At 45.4% G+C, this 18,435-nt stretch carries 19 protein-coding genes; 6 read left to right on the top strand and 13 right to left on the bottom strand.

The window, feature by feature from the left end; translation table 11 throughout:
• Positions 1-15 precede the first annotated feature (15 nt).
• Together V1L52_RS00665 and glgX are read right to left on the bottom strand one after the other, a co-directional pair.
• Positions 16-2,463, bottom strand: a complete 2,448-nt coding sequence (locus tag V1L52_RS00665; protein WP_428770369.1) for a glycogen/starch/alpha-glucan phosphorylase — start codon at positions 2,461-2,463, stop codon at positions 16-18.
• An 18-nt stretch (positions 2,464-2,481) separates the two neighbouring features.
• Positions 2,482-4,572 carry a glycogen debranching protein GlgX gene (glgX, locus tag V1L52_RS00660; protein ID WP_428770368.1) on the bottom strand — a complete coding sequence of 697 codons (2,091 nt, stop codon included), beginning with the start codon at positions 4,570-4,572 and terminating at the stop codon, positions 2,482-2,484.
• A 193-nt stretch (positions 4,573-4,765) separates the two neighbouring features.
• On the opposite strand from glgX, the gene V1L52_RS00655 reads away from it, so the two are divergent.
• A complete protein-coding gene (locus tag V1L52_RS00655) occupies positions 4,766-6,601 on the top strand; it encodes a M3 family oligoendopeptidase (protein ID WP_428770367.1) in 1,836 nt (611 codons plus the stop codon).
• Between the two features lie 19 nt (positions 6,602-6,620).
• Positions 6,621-7,361, top strand: a complete 741-nt coding sequence (locus V1L52_RS00650; RefSeq protein WP_428770366.1) for a tRNA threonylcarbamoyladenosine dehydratase — start codon at positions 6,621-6,623, stop codon at positions 7,359-7,361.
• Here V1L52_RS00650 and V1L52_RS00645 read toward each other — a convergent pair.
• On the bottom strand, positions 7,309-7,716 hold the full coding sequence (locus V1L52_RS00645; protein WP_428770365.1) for a PIN domain-containing protein: 408 nt from the start codon (positions 7,714-7,716) through the stop codon (positions 7,309-7,311). The genes V1L52_RS00650 and V1L52_RS00645 overlap by 53 nt on opposite strands.
• Positions 7,697-7,939, bottom strand: coding sequence for a DUF6364 family protein (locus V1L52_RS00640; RefSeq protein ID WP_428770364.1), 243 nt, complete (start codon positions 7,937-7,939; stop codon positions 7,697-7,699). Before V1L52_RS00640 ends, V1L52_RS00645 begins: the two co-directional genes overlap by 20 nt.
• A gap of 144 nt (positions 7,940-8,083) precedes the next feature.
• Between V1L52_RS00640 and V1L52_RS00635 the strand changes: the two genes are divergently transcribed.
• Genes V1L52_RS00635 through V1L52_RS00620 form a run of 4 tightly spaced genes read left to right on the top strand, consistent with a single transcriptional unit; the run spans position 8,084 to position 10,335 of the window.
• The gene (locus V1L52_RS00635) at positions 8,084-8,347 is read left to right on the top strand and encodes a hypothetical protein (RefSeq protein WP_428770363.1); all 264 of its coding nucleotides are present in this window, start codon (positions 8,084-8,086) and stop codon (positions 8,345-8,347) included.
• Positions 8,316-8,669 (top strand): helix-turn-helix domain-containing protein, encoded by a 354-nt coding sequence (locus V1L52_RS00630; protein ID WP_428770362.1) that lies wholly within the window; start codon positions 8,316-8,318, stop codon positions 8,667-8,669. The genes V1L52_RS00635 and V1L52_RS00630 overlap by 32 nt, the downstream gene beginning before the upstream one ends.
• A 51-nt stretch (positions 8,670-8,720) precedes the next feature.
• Complete coding sequence (locus tag V1L52_RS00625; RefSeq protein WP_428770361.1) at positions 8,721-9,605, top strand: hypothetical protein; 885 nt, start codon at positions 8,721-8,723, stop codon at positions 9,603-9,605.
• 1 nt (position 9,606) lies between these two features.
• Entirely contained in the window at positions 9,607-10,335 is a 729-nt protein-coding gene (locus V1L52_RS00620) for an SH3 domain-containing protein (RefSeq protein ID WP_428770360.1), read from the top strand.
• Between the two features lie 253 nt (positions 10,336-10,588).
• Here the strand turns inward: V1L52_RS00620 and V1L52_RS00615 are convergent, their stop codons facing one another.
• The 9 genes from V1L52_RS00615 to V1L52_RS00575 all read right to left on the bottom strand — a co-directional run bounded on the left by V1L52_RS00615 (position 10,589) and on the right by V1L52_RS00575 (position 18,433).
• Positions 10,589-11,605 carry a peptidylprolyl isomerase gene (locus V1L52_RS00615; protein ID WP_428770359.1) on the bottom strand — a complete coding sequence of 339 codons (1,017 nt, stop codon included), beginning with the start codon at positions 11,603-11,605 and terminating at the stop codon, positions 10,589-10,591.
• A 1-nt stretch (position 11,606) separates the two neighbouring features.
• Positions 11,607-12,599, bottom strand: a complete 993-nt coding sequence (locus V1L52_RS00610) for a DUF6675 family protein (RefSeq protein ID WP_428770358.1) — start codon at positions 12,597-12,599, stop codon at positions 11,607-11,609.
• A gap of 19 nt (positions 12,600-12,618) precedes the next feature.
• Entirely contained in the window at positions 12,619-13,326 is a 708-nt protein-coding gene (gene jag, locus V1L52_RS00605; protein ID WP_428770357.1) for an RNA-binding cell elongation regulator Jag/EloR, read from the bottom strand.
• Between the two features lie 11 nt (positions 13,327-13,337).
• Positions 13,338-15,167: a membrane protein insertase YidC gene (gene yidC / locus V1L52_RS00600; protein ID WP_428770356.1), complete on the bottom strand. Its 1,830-nt coding sequence runs from the start codon at positions 15,165-15,167 to the stop codon at positions 13,338-13,340.
• A gap of 25 nt (positions 15,168-15,192) precedes the next feature.
• A complete protein-coding gene (yidD, locus tag V1L52_RS00595) occupies positions 15,193-15,420 on the bottom strand; it encodes a membrane protein insertion efficiency factor YidD (protein WP_428771838.1) in 228 nt (75 codons plus the stop codon).
• 8 nt (positions 15,421-15,428) lie between these two features.
• Positions 15,429-15,788 (bottom strand): ribonuclease P protein component, encoded by a 360-nt coding sequence (gene rnpA, locus V1L52_RS00590; protein ID WP_428770355.1) that lies wholly within the window; start codon positions 15,786-15,788, stop codon positions 15,429-15,431.
• A 17-nt stretch (positions 15,789-15,805) separates the two neighbouring features.
• Positions 15,806-15,961, bottom strand: a complete 156-nt coding sequence (gene rpmH / locus V1L52_RS00585) for a 50S ribosomal protein L34 (protein WP_428770354.1) — start codon at positions 15,959-15,961, stop codon at positions 15,806-15,808.
• 115 nt (positions 15,962-16,076) lie between these two features.
• Positions 16,077-16,796, bottom strand: coding sequence for an ABC transporter ATP-binding protein (locus tag V1L52_RS00580; protein ID WP_428770353.1), 720 nt, complete (start codon positions 16,794-16,796; stop codon positions 16,077-16,079).
• Positions 16,793-18,433, bottom strand: coding sequence for an ABC transporter permease (locus V1L52_RS00575; RefSeq protein WP_428770352.1), 1,641 nt, complete (start codon positions 18,431-18,433; stop codon positions 16,793-16,795). The genes V1L52_RS00580 and V1L52_RS00575 overlap by 4 nt, the downstream gene beginning before the upstream one ends.
• Positions 18,434-18,435 lie beyond the last annotated feature (2 nt).

Raw genomic sequence — 18,435 nt, 5'->3', positions numbered from 1 at the left:
AAAAGCAAGACAATATCAATCTATTTTTATTTTTTCAAGTTTCCAAATATCGCGCACATAGTCTTCTATAGTGCGGTCGGACGAAAATTTTCCGCAGCGCGCAATATTCAGCAGCGTTTTTTTTGCCCAGCCTTGACGATCCGTATAGGCGGCGGCAACTTCTTCCTGTGCGCGGCAATAGGCGTCAAAATCCGCGAGGACGTAATAGACATCGGGACGCTGACCTTCCACGCCGTAAACTAAAGAGTCGTAGAGTTCGCGGAACATTTGCGGCGAGGAGTCAAAGGTACCGTCCACAAGCTGATTTAAAGCGCGCGCAAGGTGCGGATTTTGTCCGATGTAATGCTGCGGATTATAGGAGTGTTCCTTATCCATTGCATGAATTTCTTCGGCTCTAAGGCCGAAGATAAAGGCATTTTCTTCTCCGGCTTCTTCAACGATTTCTATATTGGCCCCGTCGAGAGTTCCCAGCGTTAAAGCGCCGTTAAGCATAAACTTCATATTGCCCGTACCGGAGGCTTCCTTTCCGGCGGTAGAAATCTGCTCGGACACATCGGCGGCGGGGAATATTTTTTCTGCTGCACTGACGCGGTAGTTTTCAACAAAAACCACTCGTATTTTTCCGCCCACGCGCTTATCGTTATTGATTTTAGCCGCAACGGAATTGATTAGTTTGATTATCGACTTTGCCCTCCGATAACCGGAGGCCGCCTTTGCCCCGAAAATAAAGGTACGGGCCGGCGGAGCGAAATTTTCATCTTCCGAAATGCGGTTGTATAAATAGATAATGTGCAGGATATTCAAAAGCTGGCGTTTGTATTCGTGAAGGCGTTTTATTTGAACATCGAAAATCGATTCGGGATCCAAAAACTCGTTTTGAGTTTCTTTAAGCCATGATGCCAAATCTTCTTTATTCGCCCGTTTTATTTCAAGTAATTCATTCAATACGGCGTCATCATCGGCATATTTTTCAAGATTTTTCAAAACCGATAAATCCGTTTCCCAGCCGCTTCCCGCATATTTTGTAATAAAAGAAGCAAGGCGCGGATTTGCGCTCAACAGCCAGCGGCGCTGCGTAACGCCGTTTGTTTTATTATTGAATTTGGCAGGATAAAGTTCGGCCCAATCCTTTAATTCCTTTGTTCTTAAAATTTCCGAGTGCAGGGCCGCAACGCCGTTTACGCTGAAACACGAATGAATTGCAAGCCAGGCCATATAAATCATACCGCTTCGGATAATGCTCATGCGGTTTTGCTTATCGTAATCATCCGGGAAGCGGCTGCGCAAATCGGCAATAAAGCGGCGGTTTATTTCTTCAACGATTTGATACACGCGCGGAAGCAGTCCCTGAAAAATATCGATAGGCCATTTTTCCAAAGCTTCGGCAAGAATCGTGTGATTGGTATAGGCAAATGTTTTTGTTACGACTGCCCAGGCTTCATCCCATTCCAAACGGTGCTCGTCCATAAGGAGGCGCATCAATTCGGGAACGGCAACAACCGGGTGCGTATCGTTTAATTGGATTACATGAAGGTCGGCAAACTTGGAAAAATCTTCACCGTAGACTGACGTGTAAGAACGTATCATATCCTGCAAACTGGCAGAGCAAAAAAAGTACTGCTGTTTTAAACGCAGCGCCTTTCCCGAAGGGCCGCTGTCGTTCGGATAAAGCACACGGGAAATATCTTCGGCCGAATTCTGCCGTGCAACGGCACGCGTATAGTGCATTTCATTAAAAAGCTGCAAGTCGAAACCGTCGGGTGAAGAGGCTTCCCATAAGCGCAGCGTGTTTACGGTATCGGTTCCGTAACCGATAATCGGCGTATCGTAGGGAGTAGCGGTTACCCGTTCGGCATTTTCCAAAAAGAAATGGTCACGCCCGTCGGCTTCGTGACGAACGGCAACATTGCCGCCGAACAACACTTCAACATCTGCGTCGCTTCTCCTTATTTCCCAAGGGTCGCGGTACTTAAGCCAGTTATCGGGGTATTCCACTTGAAAGCCGTTTTCTATGCGCTGCTCGAACATTCCGTAGCGGTAGCGTATGCCGTAGCCGACCGCAGGATAATTCAAGGTTGCAAGAGAATCCAAAAAACAGGCGGCAAGCCGTCCCAAGCCGCCGTTACCCAAACCGGCATCGGGTTCTTGCTCTTCTATTGTGTTATAATCAATGCCGGCTTCCTTTAAAGCTTCCAGCACGGCATCTTTTATGCATAAATTGATTATATTATTCCCCAAAGCGCGGCCCATAAGAAATTCGGCCGAAAGATAATATATCGTACGCGCCCTGCGGGCATCGTAGGCGCTTCGGGTTTTCATCCAATTTTTTATAACTCCGTCCAAAACGGAGGCGGCAACGGCATCGTACACATCATGAGTATCGTTTTGTCCTATATCTTTACTGAAATCGCGCGTAAGACGCCTCTGTACGGCCGCTTTAAATTGTTCTTTGTCGAAATTCATATCCGCTCCTCCATAAATCTATTTACTTATTAATACAACCATCGTTTTATCCGCCAAAGGATATTCGGGCGTTACAAAGCCGATTGCATCTTTTTCATCCAAAAAATCTCCCGGCGAAGGCAGGGAGGTATCAATACAACGGTACCATTTTTTGCCTACCGGTGCGGGCGGAATCCGTGCATACACGAAGTCTTTTCCCGCATTGCACATAAGATAAAAATCATTATCATCCCGTTCGCTGAAAATTTCAATTTTACTGCCGTCCAAAAGACAGGCAAGAAAGTGTTTTTGTTTGCCCCAATCAAAGGGTTTTGCGTGCTCGTCGAACCAGCAAATATCAAGAAGATTGTTTGCCGATAAATCCTTGCCCAAAAAGAATTCGGGGCGGCGGAATGCCGGATGCTTCATCCTGAAAGCAATCGCCTTGCGCGTAAACTCGAACATATCGGCATGCCGTTCTTTTAAACTCCAATCAAACCATGACAATTCGTTATCCTGACAATAAGCGTTGTTATTGCCGTTTTGCGTGCGCCTGAACTCGTCGCCGCCTAAAAGCATGGGTGTTCCCTGCGATAAAAGCAGGGTTAAAATCATATTTTTAATTTGCCGGCCGCGTATAAGATCGACGGCCGCATCGGAGGATTCTCCCTCATGACCGTAATTGCAGCTGTAATTATTGTCCGAGCCGTCCCTGTTGTTTTCACCGTTCGCTTCGTTATATTTACGGCTGTAGCTTACCAAATCGTTTAGGGTAAAGCCGTCGTGGCTTGTTAAAAAATTAATCGAATGAAAGGGTTTGCGCCCGTCGCGTAAATACAAATCGGAGCTTCCGGCAAGGCGGGTCGCGGTTCCTCCCGCAAAAAATTTATCGCCGCGCCAAAAACGGCGTATATCGTCGCGGAAACGGTCGTTCCATTCGGCCCAGCGTCCCCCGGGAAAACTTCCCACCTGATAGGCTCCGCCTCCGTCCCAAGCTTCGGCTATGATTTTCGTATTGCGCAAGAGGGGGTCTTCGGCAATGCGCTCAAGCATGGGCGGATTTTCCATCAGATTGCCGCGGGTATCGCGTCCCAAAATCGAGCCCAAATCGAAGCGGAATCCGTCGACATGCATTTCGCTTACCCAATAGCGCAGGCAGTCGATAATATAGGTGCGCACAACCGGATGGTTGCAGTTCATCGTATTGCCGCAGCCTGAAAAGTTCTTGTAAAGGCGCTTGTCTTTTTCTTCAAGCATATAGTAGACGGAATTTTCAAATCCGCGGAAATTGAGGGTAAAGCCGTGTTCGTTTCCTTCGGCGGTATGATTGAACACAATGTCCAAAATAACTTCCAAGCCGTTTTTGTGCATTTCGCGCACCATTTCTTTAAACTCGCGCACGCAGGCCCCCGGACTTCTATCCGAAGCATAAGAAGTTTTCGGCGCAAAAAAAGCAACCGTACTGTATCCCCAATAATTTTTTAAACGTTCCCCCGTTTGAGGATTCGTATTCGTATTTTCGTTTTCGTCGAATTCCTGTAAGGGTAAAAATTCCACCGATGTAATTCCCAACTCTTTTAAATACGGTATCTTTTCAATAAATCCGCGGTATGTACCCGGGTATTTTACACCCGAAGCGGCATTTTGCGTAAAACCTTTTAAATGCGTTTCATAGATAATGCTGTGCTGCAGAGGATAGTTAAGAGGTTTATCGCCCTGCCAGTCAAAGTCATCGTCGCGGATAACGACACATTTAGGCATATCTTCGGCACCACGCTTTTCCGATAAAAAAAAGGACGTATCGGTCAGAGCCTTTGCATAGGGATCGAGTAAATAACGATTTTTGTCGAAGCGGTGTCCGTTTTCCGGCTCGGAGGGGCCGTCAACCCTGTACAAATAAAGGGCGCCGGAACGCAAACCTTCGATATGAATATGCCAAATATCTCCCGTGCGGTTTTGCTCAAAATCAAGGTTAAAGACTTGGCAAGGTTCGGTATCCTGCGGATTTTTAAAAATCTCCAAGGAAACCGATTCCGCATTTCGTGAAAATACGGAAAAGTTCACGCCCTTGCCGGTCGGAACGGCTCCGAAGGGAATGGGTTTTCCTGATTGTGCGGAATATTTCTGCATAAGATTCAGTATAACACAGTATTAAAGCTGTTTCCAGAGGTTTATAACATTCCCGCTAAAACCCGAGTCAAATAAAACCGGCGTTTTGCACAAGTTTTGCACAGGACGCCGATTCCCCGAGCGGACAAAGATTTTTATCCGGCGGTTGCGCAAAGCTTTAAATCCGTATATGATAAAGAATAAAGGAGCTTATATGAAAAAAACGGAGCTTAAAATAAAAGCGCCCAAATGGGATTTATCCGCCATTTATTCCTCCATTGGAGGAGAAGATTACCTTCTTGCTTTAAAAAATCTGGAAAAAAGCTTTGCCGCAATGCAAAAACGGCTTTCGGACGGTGAAAAAGACAAAGATTTCCCTGCTTGGCTGAAAAAAACCTTAAAAATACATAACGAATCGGGAGCTTTATACCATTCGCTTTTATCCTATGCAAGTGCGGCCTACACAACCGATACGACAAATACCGCATATTTGAATGCCGTATCGGTTTTACAGGAAAAGGGACTGACCGCAAAAGAACTTGACCGCTCTTTCCGCGCGGTTTTAACGGCACACGCACAGGAACTGGACAAGTTTTACACAAGTTTTCCACAATATGAAAAATACCGCTTTATTTTGGAAGAAGCCGTAAAAGCTCAAAAACATCAAATGTCGGATGCCGAAGAAAGCGTTGCAAACGATTTACAGCGTTTCGGAGCCGATGCATGGAGCCGTTTGCAGGAACAAATCATTTCCAACGCCGTCGATACGGAAACGGGTAAAACCTTTAACGAACTGCGCAACGAAGCCTACGCCGCAGAACGCACGGTGCGTAAAACCGCTTACGAAAAAGAAACGGCTCTTTTAAAGCAAAACGAAATCGCCTTTGCAGCCTCTTTAAACAACCTCAAAGCGGCGACCATCAGCCTGAACAAACGAAGGGGCTGGAAAGAGGCGATAGAGCGCAGCTTGTTCGAATGCCGCATGAGCCGCAAAACTCTGGATGCCCTTATCGGCGCAATGGAAGACGCTTTGCCCATGTGGCGCTCCTATATGAAAACCAAGGCAAAACTGCTCGGTATTGAAAAATGCGCCTTTTACGATATATTCGCTCCTTTAAAAGCGCCGCAAAATAAAACGAAGGGAACAAATCCCGAGCACGGTTCGGAGCCGCACGCCGAAAAGGTGTGGACCTTTAACGAGGCAAAAAAGTATATTATAGAACGTTTTTCATCTTTTTCCGAAGATATGGGAACCTTCGCCCGCCATGCGTTTGAGCACAACTGGATAGACGCCCAAGTACGGCGCGGAAAAGTCGGCGGCGCATACTGCACGGATTTCCCCTTTCACAAGGTAACCCGCGTTTTGTCCAACTTTACGGGAACCTTTTCCGACGTTACCACCCTCGCCCACGAACTGGGACATGCCTATCACGGATGGTGCGTTAAAGATTTGGATTATCCGCAAACCCTGTACCCGATGACCCTCGCCGAAACCGCGAGCATCTTTGCCGAAACCATCGTTATGAAGGATCAGCTTTCAAAAACTTCGGGCTTTGAGCGGGCAAAGCTGATTGAAATGCACTTGTCCGACGGCAATCAGGTATTGGTCGATATTTTATGCCGTTTTTATTTTGAGCGCTCGGTTTTTGAAGAACGCTCAAAATCCGAATTGTCCGCGGCGGATTTTTGCAGGCTTATGGCAAAGGCGCAAAACGACACTTACGGAAACGGCCTTTCCAAAGAACGCCATCCCTATATGTGGGCGGTAAAAAGCCATTATTATATACCGGAGCTGGACTTTTACAACTTCCCTTATGCCTTCGGTCAATTATTCGCCCTTGCCCTGTACGCGCGCTTTGAAAAAGAAGGCCCGTCCTTCCCGGAAGTATACACCGCCTTGCTTAAAGATACGGGCTCTTATTCCTGCGAAACCGTTTGCCGCAAAGCGGGCTTTAATATCGAATCGAAGGATTTTTGGGCACAAGGCATCCGCGTCTTTGCCGAAGAATTAAAAGAATTAAAGGCATACGCCGCCTCGCTTAAAAAATAAAACACCGGGACGTAAAAACGTGGAAGCCGAATCGCCCTTAAGCCGCACCGAAACCCTCATCGGAAAAGACTCCCTTCAAAAGCTGAACAAAGCGAAAATCGCCCTGTTCGGCTTGGGCGGCGTCGGCTCCTACGTCCTCGAAGCCCTTGCCCGAAGCGGCGTCAAACACTTTGTTTTGGTCGACAACGACCGTATAAGCCCTTCAAACATAAACCGCCAGCTTTTAGCCCTCCATTCCACCGTCGGCCAATTTAAAACCGAAGCGGCAAAAAACCGCCTTACGGATATAGCCCCCGATATGCAGCTTACCTGCTTAAACCTTTTTTATTCGGCGGAAAATGCCGCAGAAGTTGAAAAACACCTTGCGGACTGCTCCTACATTGTGGACGCGATAGATACGGTAAGCTCAAAACTGCTTTTAATAGAAACGGCACGGCGCCTGCATATTCCGATTATCAGCTCTATGGGAACGGGCAACAAGCTCGACCCCTCGCGCTTTGAAACCGCCGATATTTTTAAAACAAGGGTGTGCCCCCTCGCGCGCGTTATACGCACCGAATTAAAAAAACGCGGCATCGCCTCTCTTAAAACGGTTTTTTCAACCGAAGCGCCCTGCATTTCATGTAAACCGCCCGCGAGTATCGCCTTTGTTCCGGCCTCCGCCGGCCTTCTTATCGCAAGCGAAGTAATTAAAGATATAACGGGTGTCACAAAAGAAAAAACTGCTCCGGAGTATAGACGGGCACTCGGGATAATTTAAAATCGGCAAGGTTTCTTGAAATAATGCAATCGATATTCCTTTTTATACAGCTTACTTCAATTACGGCATCTTCATAGTCCGAAACGGGAGAAAGCAGCGAATTGCGCAAAACCGATTCATCGACGGCAATTATTCTAAAAATATCAAACAAGGTGCTCAGCGTGTGTATAACCTTGTTTTTATCTTTGTGTTCTTTTAATAAAAAATAAGACAGGGTCGTTATTTCATGAGCGCACATAAAGCCCGCTATCTTCTTTTTTTCGCACATATCGATGAGCCGTGCCGCTTCGGCATGAAAACTGCGCTTATTGAGAAAATCAAGAATGATATTTAAATCAACGAGAACCTTTTTCATGAAAAAGCGACCTTAATTCTCTTTTATCGGGGATCGGGTTATCCTCGAAAATACCGTACAAAGATGCGGTTTTTCCGGCAAAAGGGGATGCGGGTTCGGAGGTTTTAAGCTGCACAAGATACGTTTCAAAAAGCTTTGAAACCGATAATCCGTTTTCTCTGGCATACGAATGGGCAAAGCCGATTAAATTTTCATCGATACTGAGGGTTAATTTTCCCGCCACAGCCGCCTCCTTACGTATTAATTATAAATCAATACGTATACAAAGTCAAGAATTTTGAGTCGGTATATTGCAAGGGATGAAATTTGTGAGGCGGAATAAAAACTTGACGATATAAGCAACATATGGTTATAATGAGGATAGCGCATGTATCGGGTTATACAGAAAAAAAAGATACTGAAAGCTGTTGCAAAGATGCCAAAAGAACAGCAACTTTTATACGCAACCTTAATCAAAGATTTGCGTGTAAAGGGAGCTGTACAAACACAGTGGCCGAATTTCAGTGCGTTGGGAAAAAATAAATACCATTGCCACTTATCATATCATTGGGTTGCCTGTTGGCAGGAAACCGTAAAAGGAATTGAATTGGAGGTATATTATGCAGGTTCTCGTGAAAACGCCCCCTATTAAGATAGAGGGAGATATACCGGCCGAACTGCTCACTTTTGTAAGATCGCAGTACACAGAGGTTACCGTTGAAGATGATGACGAAGAATATGTTGAAATAGTAGAAACCGAATGGTATAAAAATATTCAAAAAGAATTAACACCGGCAAAAACCTTGAAATTGTTAAGGAGACGTGATAATTTAACACAGGCGGCTTTGTCCGAAAAATTGGGAATTCCGGTGCAAAATATTTCGGGAATGGAAAACGGCCGCAGGACAATCAGTATACGCATGGCACGGAAACTGGCGGATGTTTTCGGCACAAGCTATCAGAACTTTTTATGAGAATTTATAAAGCCCCTTGCAGAAAAATTAGCGGTCCGAAAAGGGTGCCGAATGTCGAATAGTTGGAAGCTGACACACGGCGGTCAACTGGTTAATGACGGGCAGGGCTGGCTGAAAGATAAAAACGGTTATTGGTATGCCTTAGATGAAAATAAAAGAGATATGAATAAAGGCAAAAGACTTAATATGTATGATTTTATGAATATCGCCGGAGAAAAAGTAAACGACACAATATTTAATACATATTATAATAATACCGTAGACAGCCAATTAGCCAAGGCATGGGGAGTAGATTTAGGATTTGAAAGAAATCATGCAGTACCGGAAGCCTTAGCCGTAAAGTATTTTGATTTAGTGTTGAAGCATGCACTGGAAGTACGTAATCCTACAGGGCTAAAGAATAAATATAAGTTTACTGTCTATGATAAAAATAACAGAGGTATAGAGCTTTTCAAAATAGATAAAAATAATCCGTTTTTGGATGACGTGTTGAAACAAACTAATCCTAATCTGAATTCAGTAATTAATAAATCTGGTTGTAATTTTATGGCAACTATTGCTTTTCCACAATTATTGACAGGTAATATTTTAAATGCCACTCAAATTCAAAGTATTTGGGATTCTAGTACAACTAAAAAAATTAAATGGTGGAAAACTGGAGAGATGTTACCATTAGTAGATTCTGATGATTCTTACGTGAGACAACCGGATTATATTACTAATATGGTTTTTGAAAGAATGAATATTAACAATCTTAAATTACAGTTTGGTGGTAATTCAAATAATCCAATAATTGGTTATAAAGTAAAGGTGCCTTTCGAGATTACAAAAGAATATTGGTTATTGTCGGATAGGTATTTTAATTACACTTATAATCCGGGTAGCACTACTGATAAACTATTGGATTATAATTCCGTTTATTTAGGTACAAAATAATATGAAAAAAAACTATCTAATGTTTTTATTTTTTGTTTCCATAATTTTGAATTTTTATGGAGAAAACTATTTAGATGAGGGGAGTTTTATTCCATCCTATTATGTTCAGACAAGCGGTTATATGATAAAAAATGATGGACTACATAAAATAGTCGATTATTCTACAATTTCACTGGCTTATAATTTTCGGAATTATAATTTTGGATATTTTGTTCAAGATGGAACAATGCCTTATTTTGTTTTACAAAAAAACTTGATTGGAAATATCTTAGAATTAAAATGTTGTCGTTTTGAAATAGGTTATGAAAATGACATTGTTAGATTTGTTCAACAAAATCAAAATGATTTGGAAACAGTAAGAATAACAATTATTGACAATGAGGAAATCATTTTTGATGATTTTTCATATCCAAAAGGAACACGTTTTTATCGAATCTCCGGACCGGCAAAAATTCCAATTAGCAATGCCGTAGTTAATGATTCAAATGTAAGATTAAGAGTAAAGCCGAATTTGAATTGTGATACATGGACAAAACTTAATAAAGGACTACAAGTGAAAATCAAAGATAAAACATCTGAGAAATATGAAATTGACGGTGAAAGTTGGTATTGGTATAAAGTTGATCATCCGGATTATCCCGACGGTTGGGTATACGGCAAGTATATAGACATAGAAGAGGGTAACGAAGGGGAAGCGGACAAGGGCGGCTACAGTGAACGGTACCGATAGAGGCGGAGATTTTGAATACAGGAATAACGTCCGCGAGTTTTTACGCAGTAAAAACTCGGTAGCACGAGCTCCCGTAAGGGAGCCGTGCGGCGACCTTGGAAGCGGGGGGAAGGCATTCCCCGCCAAAAAGAAATAAAGATTGTATATGCAAAACAGGTTTGAAAATATACATACGAATTTACAAATCCGCGAGTTTTTACGCAGTAAAAACCCGCTAAGCACGAGCTCCCGTAAGGGAGCCGTGCGTCCTTTTCTATTTTATTTTTACCAGTTCAACTTCAAAGACAAGCCAGCTGTTGCCCGGAATAACGCCGGGGATGCCGTTTGCGCCGTATGCGGTTTCCGGCGGTAAAATCATCGTGCGCCTTTCTTTTAATTTCATATCCTGCGCCATAATGTCGAAGCCCGGAATCATTTGACCGATGCCGGTGGTAAAGGCGAGCGGGCCCCTGCCCTTGGAAGAATCGAATACCCTGCCGTCCATAAAGGAGCCGGTATAGTGGGTTTCCACTTGACGGTTTTTGCCCGCCTTGGAGCCGCTTCCTTCTTTTTGAATAACATAAAAAATACCGTTTGCGTCTTTTTTGGCACCGGGGAATTTGGCTTCGATTTCTTTAAAAATCTTTTCGCCGGCTTCTTTTTTTAAGCGGTCAAAATCTTCCTGCGTTGCGCTGAACGCTTCGGCGTCTTTTCCGAGGCGGATAATCGTCAGTTTTTTGATAACATCGCCTTGAAGGGTTTTGTTTACGACGTCCTGTCCTTCAATCACCTTGCCGAACACCGTGTGTTTGCCGTCGAGCCAGGGGGTGGGAACGTGGGTAATAAAAAACTGACTGCCGTTTGTCCCCGGCCCCGCATTTGCCATCGAAAGAACGCCGGGCGCACTGTGTTTTAACGAGGGAACGATTTCATCGGGGAAGGTATAGCCGGGGCCTCCGCGTCCGGTTCCCTGAGGGTCGCCGCCCTGAACCATAAAGTCCTGGTCATCGCCGTTTGCCTTGCTTATAACGCGGTGAAATTTCAATCCGTCGTAAAAGGGTTTTCCCTTTGCGGCCTTAAGCTTTCCTTCGGCCAAGCCTACGAAATTCGTAACGGTTAAGGGCGTCTGTTTATAATGCAGTTCCAGAACGATGTTCCCCCTGCTCGTTTCCATAAGGGCAAAAACGCCTTCTTTTCCTTCAAGCGATTTTATCGATTTTGTCATTTGTGCATAGCCTCCGCATATCAGGGCGGCAAAGACAAGCACGGCCGCCGTATATTTTTTGTTCATATTACTCCTCCGAATATTTCGATACGCACCAATTATAGATGGCGTCCGCTCTGGAACCGTAGGACTTTGCAAGCCGCTCGGAAACCAGGGGAATCTTTGCCGCGTCGGCGCGGACCGTAATATAAAAAACAATGTGTTCTTCGGTTTCTACCGCATTCAAGCATAAAAGCATAGCTTCGGGCTTTACTATATTAAAACCCTTGTATACGATTTTTTCGGTGTTTTCCGCACGGAAAGACGTTTGCGCCGCCTGTTCAAAGTACTGAAATTTATACACACAGCCGCTTAAAGAGCGGTCTTTTTGGTAGACGTAAGACACAAGACCGTCGGCTTTTTTATCCGCCGGGTCGGGAATCCTTGTGCGCTCGTCGGGATTGTTAACCGTATACACTTCCGTATAGAGGGTTTCCCAACGCTTGCGTGAATTGGAATAGTATTGAATGCCCTGCATGGTGGATAAATTGCGCAGTACCGAAGATATTTTACCGATTTCGCCCGCAGCCCGCGATATGATAATCCGCGGCACTCTTTCAGTCCCGTTCTGCATCTCATCCTGCGAAGCGCTTTTCGGGATATCGGATGTCTTTTTAAGCAGATACAGGGATTCGACGATAAAAACCGGTTCGTTTTGTTTGTCCCACGCGGATGCGGCCGAACGGCATAAATCGGTGGCCGGGCACAGTTCAAGTTTTACGTTCGACTCTCCGTAAAACGAACGCTGAATCCGTCCCGTTTTTAAAAGTTCTTCCGCAACCGATTCGGAAAAAAGCTCTTTCAGCTCATACACAGGAACGACTGTCGAATTGCCCTCATCTTGTATTAAGGAGGAAAAATCGACACGATAGTCCTCTTCACTGCTTTGAGCGTCGGCAGTCCGAGCGCCGAGCATCAGGCAAAGACAAACAAAGGCACCGCAAAAGACGGCGCTTCGGACAGAACGAAGGGCTGCATAAAACCCTTCAGGCAGACAAGCCGGCAAACCGGCGTACCGCATCCCTGCCTTACAAAAATGATTAACGTACACCTTTATAAAAAACCCTCACCTGCTTATATAAACCTTCGCCCTCGCTTTTGGTTTCAACATCGCCGATTTCATTTAAAGTCGTGTGAATAAGGCGGCGCTCAAAGGGGTTCATCGGTTCAAGCAAAACGGACGAGCGGCTTGTGCGCACCTTGTCGGCGGTTGTATACGCCAAACGCACCAAAGACTCTTCGCGCCGTATGCGGTAGTTTTCGGTATCGAGGACGATTTTTACATCGCCGTTACCCAAATGCCCCGCATACACGTTCGCCAATAATTGCAGGGCATCGAGATTTTTACCCTTGCGTCCGATTAAAATCGACGAACTGGGCGAAGAAAGCCGGATACCGATTTTACGCTCCTCACGGAACATAATTTCGGCGGAACATTCATAACCCATTTTGCGGATAACCGACGAGATAAAATCAATCAGTTTGGCTTCAAACTCGTCTTTGGGAAGCGGATCCGCAAAGAGGGAATCCCTGTGCAAAGTTTCGGCACCTGCGCTGCCGGAGGCAGCCGAGACCCTTTCAACAGCGGCATCGGTATGCACACGGATTTTTACATAACCCTTTTTGAACAAACCGTTTTTTTGCGTTTCGATAATCTCAACATCGAACTGATCCTGTTCCAAACCCAGTTCCGCTGCAGCCGTTTCAATGGCTTCTTTTTCCGTTTTAGCTTCAAATTCATATATCATAAGTCACCTCTTTATTTTTTCTTTTTAGATGTAACCGTCCGCTTGGGTGCATCCGCTTCGGCCAAGCCCATTTCAACGCGTTTTGCATGCATCATTTTATTGATAAACAGCTGTTGAATTAACTGCAAAAAGTTGCTTACCGTCCAGTAGAGTAAAAGTCCGGCCGGAGCGCTGTAAAACATAAAAAAGAAAAACAGCGGCATACCGTACATCATATATTTCATGGAATTTCCGCCTGCGGCATTAGCCGATGCCGTTTGCGTAATTTTCGTAAACAAAAGCTGGGATGCAACGTAGATTATCGGTAACAGCCGTAAAGGCAGCTCTCCGATAAGGGGAAGCCCCGCAGGGAACACGTATACGCTGTCTCCGACGGACAAGTCGGGAATCCAGCCGGGAATAAACATCGCTCCGCGGAATTCAAAATAGTTGTTAAACAAATTGAACATCGCAAAAATAAGCGGAAATTGAATTAACAGGGGCAAACAGCCTGAAAGCGGGTTGTAGCCGGCTTCTTTGTAAAATTTGGCCATCTCGGCATTCATTTTTTCGGGGCTGTTTTTATACTTGGTTTGAATTTCCTGAATGCGCGGTTGAAGTTCCTGCATTTTAAGGGTCGATACCGAACTTTTTTTCGTAAGCGGATACATCGCAACCTTTAAAAGAATGGTCATCAAAATAATCGACACGCCCCAGTTCGGAATCAATTTATAGAAGAATTCCATTAAGAACTTCAAAAAGGTTTCAAGCCATGCAAGCCAGCCGGAGCCCAAACTTTCGTCCAGACGCAAATCGGCAAGCTTCCAATTGTTTTCGGCGGCGTTATTATATATGCCGACGTTTTTTTCAACCTTCGGCCCCATGTAGATATAGTAGGAATCCTGAGCAAAAGAACCGCTTACGGGAGAGCGTACCAAAAAGAGCTGGGCATCCTGAAAATTGTCAACCCTGTTTTTTGTGGAATAGTAGGCGTTTTGAATAACCGGAGACTGAGATGCCGGAGAAACTATTTGTTGTGTAAAATATTTTCCGGCAACACCTGCCCAGCTGAAATTTTTATCAAAGGTTTTTATATTACCGTCGGACAGATTGAGTTTTTTAAGCTTTTCTTTGGAAAAAAACATAAAGGTACGCCGTTCATAACGGTCAACCTTGGGATTGTAGTAGGGCCCGATTTGCGGAGAGGTGCGCAGGGTATAGGCAGCGTTTCCGAAGGCCAAACCGCTCATGTTTTTATCGCCGTCAATCGTAATGTCCAATTTAAAAAGGTATTCCGTTTCGTCAAAGCTGTACTGCTTTACGAGTACAAAGGAGCTTTGGCCGTCAGAGGGATTTGCGGCGGTAAATTTTTTATAAAAGCCTATCGTTTTATCATCGATGATTTTTACGTTAAACAAATCGTTTACGGGAGCACCCGAAGAATCTCCGAAGGCAAGCGAAAAGGCGCGGTTTGACGGGGCAATATTTTTTGCCATTTGTACGGGAACGTTCCCGTCAAAGTGCTCCTTTAATTCATAGCTTATAATATCGCCGCCGCGGTTTGTAAAACGTACCTTGAGGGTTTCCGTTTCGATAAGATATTCTTTTTCTTCAAGAACTTCTTCAGGCATGTTCGCGCCGTCTTCGGAAGCTTTTGCGGCATCCGAAGAAAAAGCCGCCGCCCGTATCTGCGAAGCAAGCGCATCGGAAGATGCGGTGTTTTGCAGGTTTTCGGTTTGAGCCGTACTGTCCGCAGCAAGGGGTTGGACCGGCTGAGGTGCAAAATACTTGTTTTGAATAAAAAAAGTTGCAAATAATACAATTGAAGAAAGAACTATAGCCCATATTGTATTTTTATCCATTTTTTCTCCTTAATTGGAATATGATCTAGGGAACAGGGTCGTAACCGCCTTTGCAATAGGGATGACACCTCAGTATGCGCTTAATCGTTAAAAAAAAGCCTTTAAACGGACCGTGTCTGCGCACGGCATCGAGTGCATAATTCGAACAGGTAGGGTAAAACCTGCAGCTCGGCGGGAAAAGGGGGGAAATAAATATTTGATAAAATCGTATCAAGCCGATAAAAAGATATTCGCACAGCTTATTAAAAAACATCGGTATGTTCATAAAAACAATCCGGCTTTTCCGCATAGGCACCGCAGTGCTGCGCACCGCTGTTCAAAAGAGTCGTTTCCCGAATACACCAATAAAATCATATCATATCCGGTTTTTAAATCCGACTTTAAACGCCTATAGGCTTCCCTGCTTAAACGCTTGGAACGGTTACGCTGTACGGCATTTCCGTAATTTCGCGGAAGCGTAAAAGCAATTCTGTTTATTCCGCGGCCGGTAGGCAAAACAAACAACTTTGCCCCGTCCGCACTCACCCTTTTACCTTTTTTAAACAGGACTTGAATATCACCGTTTTTTTTAACCCGCTCGATGCGGGAAAACCCTTCGGTTTTATACGGCCGGGCTTCCATTATGCGGAACTAATAGATTAATACGGCTTTTTTTCGTCGGAAACGGAAAGTTTATAGCGTCCCTTGGCTCTGCGTCTTTTAAGCACCATGCGGCCGCCGCGCGTTTTCATGCGGGCACGAAAACCGAATTTTCTGTTTCTTTTAACTTTGCTGGGTTGATATGTCCGTTTCATAGAACACGTCTCCTTATATGTCAAGAACCCCGCAAAGGCAGGGCTCCCGGATTTTATAGCGGTTTATAAGAATACCATACTTACCGCAGGTTGGTCAAGGGGCCGATGACTCCTTTTAAAGCAAGGCCTCGTTAAAATCATCGGGAGAACCCGTCCATGTTTGCCTTCCTTTTTTTAAAACCGTTACGGTGTCGCACATGGCCTTGGCTTCGTTTATATCATGGGTTACGAGAATACCCGTAAAACCGATTTGTTTTTGCAAATCCCGTATATCCGCGGCAAGTTTTTTGCGCAAAGGCGCGTCAAGCGACGAAAAGGGCTCGTCAAACAGTACAAGGGAAGGACGGACAATCAGGGTACGGGCAAGACTGACGCGCTGGGCTTCTCCTCCGGAAAGGGATTCGGGGTAACGCGAAGCAAAACCTTCAAGACCGAAGTTTTTTAAAAACTCCGCTGCCTGCATTCGGCTTTGTTTTTTACCCAAGCCCGCACAGCGCAAACCGTATGCAACGTTATCGTCAACCCTCATGTGAGGGAAAAGGGCGGCGCTTTGAAACACCATTCCCACATTCCGTTTTGAGGGAACAAGGCGGCCTATATCGCGGCCGTCCAAGCGCAGTATAAGCGGTTCAGAGGGTGCGGCGGGTTCGGTTTTTCGTTCGTCTTCGCCGTCGGCTTCCAAAAGCCCCGCAATAATACGCAAAACGGTTGATTTTCCGCTTCCGGAATGCCCTGCAATTCCGAGCATTTTCCCTTTTTCAACCGAGCATGAAAAATCGATGCGGGTTCCCGGCCAGCTTTTACGCAGATTGCGCGCTTCAAAATACGGCGTCATTTTAATCTGTCTCCCAAAATAAAAAAGAAGATTGTCAATAAAGCGAGAATACTGCCCGCGGCGCAGGCCTCGTTAAAACGGTAAGAACCGGCCAAACGGTAGGTAAAAAGGGCAAGGGTTTCAAAACGCGGAATCGACAATACAAGCGGCAGCGAAGCATCGGCACTTGCGGCTGCAAAACAAAAGCCGAATGCCGAAAGAATACTGCGGCGTAAAAGAGGCAATTGAATACGGAATACGCTGTCCGTAAAATCCGCCGACAAAAGGCGGGCGGCGTTCAGTGTCGATTGAGGAATTCTGTCCGTTGCCGAAGAAATATAGCGGAATGCGAGGGGCCAGCCGAGGGCGCTTTGAGCTGCGATAAGGGTAAGAGGGCTTCCGCGCCGCAAAAAAAGAATCATACCGAAACCTATTACAATGGAAGAAACAGCCATCGGAAAAAGGGGTATAAGACGCAGCCATGTTTTTGTTTTAAAAGGGTCAACCGCACGTACAAAAACGGCGTACACACAGGCTCCCGTAACCGCAAAAGCCGCAGACAGAGCAGAGGTATATACGGTATTTTTAAGCGATATCCAAAAAGCCGGCCGCGACAATACGGTGCCGAAAGCGGTAAAAGACAGCGATTTTTTATATACAAAGGCATTTGCCGAAACCGAAAAAAGCGGCACAAAGAAAAAAAGTATAACGGGAATAAAAACCGCGGCAAAGAAAACAATCTCTTGGGGATTGCGTAGTTTACGGCCATCAAGCCTTGTTCGCTTGCCCGTAATGCCCGCGCTTCTTCTTCCCGAAAATTCCAAGCGTGCGTATAAAAGCACAAAACACAGGGCAATAAGGGTTTCGGCAAGGGCAAAAAAAGCGCCCTGCTTAAAATCGAGGGAAGCGCGCAATGAGCGGTAGACGGCGACTTCAAGCGTTGTGCCGCCGGCCGAACCGAACAAAAGTACGATTATAAAGCTGAAAAAACAGTATAAAAAAACGAGCATTGCCGAGGATGCAATCGTCGGTGCAAGCTGACAGAGGGTAACGGTGCGGAATACCTTCCATTCGGACGCACCCAAAAGGCGGGCGGCATCGGCTTCATCGCGCGGCAGGCGCTGCCATACGTCGCTGCACAAGCGCATAACAAGCGGAAAATTATAAAATCCCTGTACGATAACGATTCCCCAAAATGAGTATAAAAAGCCGAGCGGCGGTTTTACACCCGCATCTGCCCTGCCCGTTAAAAACAACAAAAAACGGTTTACCGTTCCTCCCATACCGAAGGCAAGGACAAAACCGAGGGCAATTAAAAGCGGCGGAACCGACAAGGGAACCGCGGAAAAGACAAGCAAAAAGCGCCTGCCGAAAAAACTGCGGTTTGCCGTAAAAAAAGCCGCCGCCGTTCCGGACATGAGGGCTATAAGGGTGGAAAAAAGGGCGATGTTTATCGTATACAGTGCGGGTTTTACAACGGCGGCAAGATAAAAAAAAGTCCCCGTACCCGCTCCCCCGCCGGAGGCGGAATTTTTGGGACTTTGCGCCGCCAGAGGTGTGAGAGCCGCACCCAAGGACAGCACAAAAACCGAGCAAAGACTTATAAAAATAAGAATACTTCCCGCCGCAATAATACGGCGGGAAACTTTAAAAAACATTG

Source organism: Treponema sp. HNW, assembly GCF_050320395.1.
GTDB lineage: Bacteria > Spirochaetota > Spirochaetia > Treponematales > Treponemataceae > Treponema_C.
This window is presented reverse-complemented; position numbering and strand designations above follow the sequence as displayed.

Excerpts from the sequence above, each read along its gene's own strand:
- V1L52_RS00665 (WP_428770369.1), bottom strand. The coding sequence starts at position 2,463 with ATGAATTTCGACAAAGAACAATTTAAAGCGGCCGTACAGAGGCGTCTT.
- glgX (WP_428770368.1), bottom strand. The coding sequence starts at position 4,572 with ATGCAGAAATATTCCGCACAATCAGGAAAACCCATTCCCTTCGGAGCC.
- V1L52_RS00655 (WP_428770367.1), top strand. The coding sequence starts at position 4,766 with ATGAAAAAAACGGAGCTTAAAATAAAAGCGCCCAAATGGGATTTATCC.
- V1L52_RS00645 (WP_428770365.1), bottom strand. The coding sequence starts at position 7,716 with ATGAAAAAGGTTCTCGTTGATTTAAATATCATTCTTGATTTTCTCAAT.
- V1L52_RS00635 (WP_428770363.1), top strand. The coding sequence starts at position 8,084 with ATGTATCGGGTTATACAGAAAAAAAAGATACTGAAAGCTGTTGCAAAG.
- V1L52_RS00630 (WP_428770362.1), top strand. The coding sequence starts at position 8,316 with ATGCAGGTTCTCGTGAAAACGCCCCCTATTAAGATAGAGGGAGATATA.
- V1L52_RS00625 (WP_428770361.1), top strand. The coding sequence starts at position 8,721 with ATGTCGAATAGTTGGAAGCTGACACACGGCGGTCAACTGGTTAATGAC.
- V1L52_RS00620 (WP_428770360.1), top strand. The coding sequence starts at position 9,607 with ATGAAAAAAAACTATCTAATGTTTTTATTTTTTGTTTCCATAATTTTG.
- V1L52_RS00615 (WP_428770359.1), bottom strand. The coding sequence starts at position 11,605 with ATGAACAAAAAATATACGGCGGCCGTGCTTGTCTTTGCCGCCCTGATA.
- V1L52_RS00610 (WP_428770358.1), bottom strand. The coding sequence starts at position 12,599 with ATGCGGTACGCCGGTTTGCCGGCTTGTCTGCCTGAAGGGTTTTATGCA.
- jag (WP_428770357.1), bottom strand. The coding sequence starts at position 13,326 with ATGATATATGAATTTGAAGCTAAAACGGAAAAAGAAGCCATTGAAACG.
- yidC (WP_428770356.1), bottom strand. The coding sequence starts at position 15,167 with ATGGATAAAAATACAATATGGGCTATAGTTCTTTCTTCAATTGTATTA.
- yidD (WP_428771838.1), bottom strand. The coding sequence starts at position 15,420 with ATGTTTTTTAATAAGCTGTGCGAATATCTTTTTATCGGCTTGATACGA.
- rnpA (WP_428770355.1), bottom strand. The coding sequence starts at position 15,788 with ATGGAAGCCCGGCCGTATAAAACCGAAGGGTTTTCCCGCATCGAGCGG.
- rpmH (WP_428770354.1), bottom strand. The coding sequence starts at position 15,961 with ATGAAACGGACATATCAACCCAGCAAAGTTAAAAGAAACAGAAAATTC.
- V1L52_RS00580 (WP_428770353.1), bottom strand. The coding sequence starts at position 16,796 with ATGACGCCGTATTTTGAAGCGCGCAATCTGCGTAAAAGCTGGCCGGGA.
- V1L52_RS00575 (WP_428770352.1), bottom strand. The coding sequence starts at position 18,433 with ATGTTTTTTAAAGTTTCCCGCCGTATTATTGCGGCGGGAAGTATTCTT.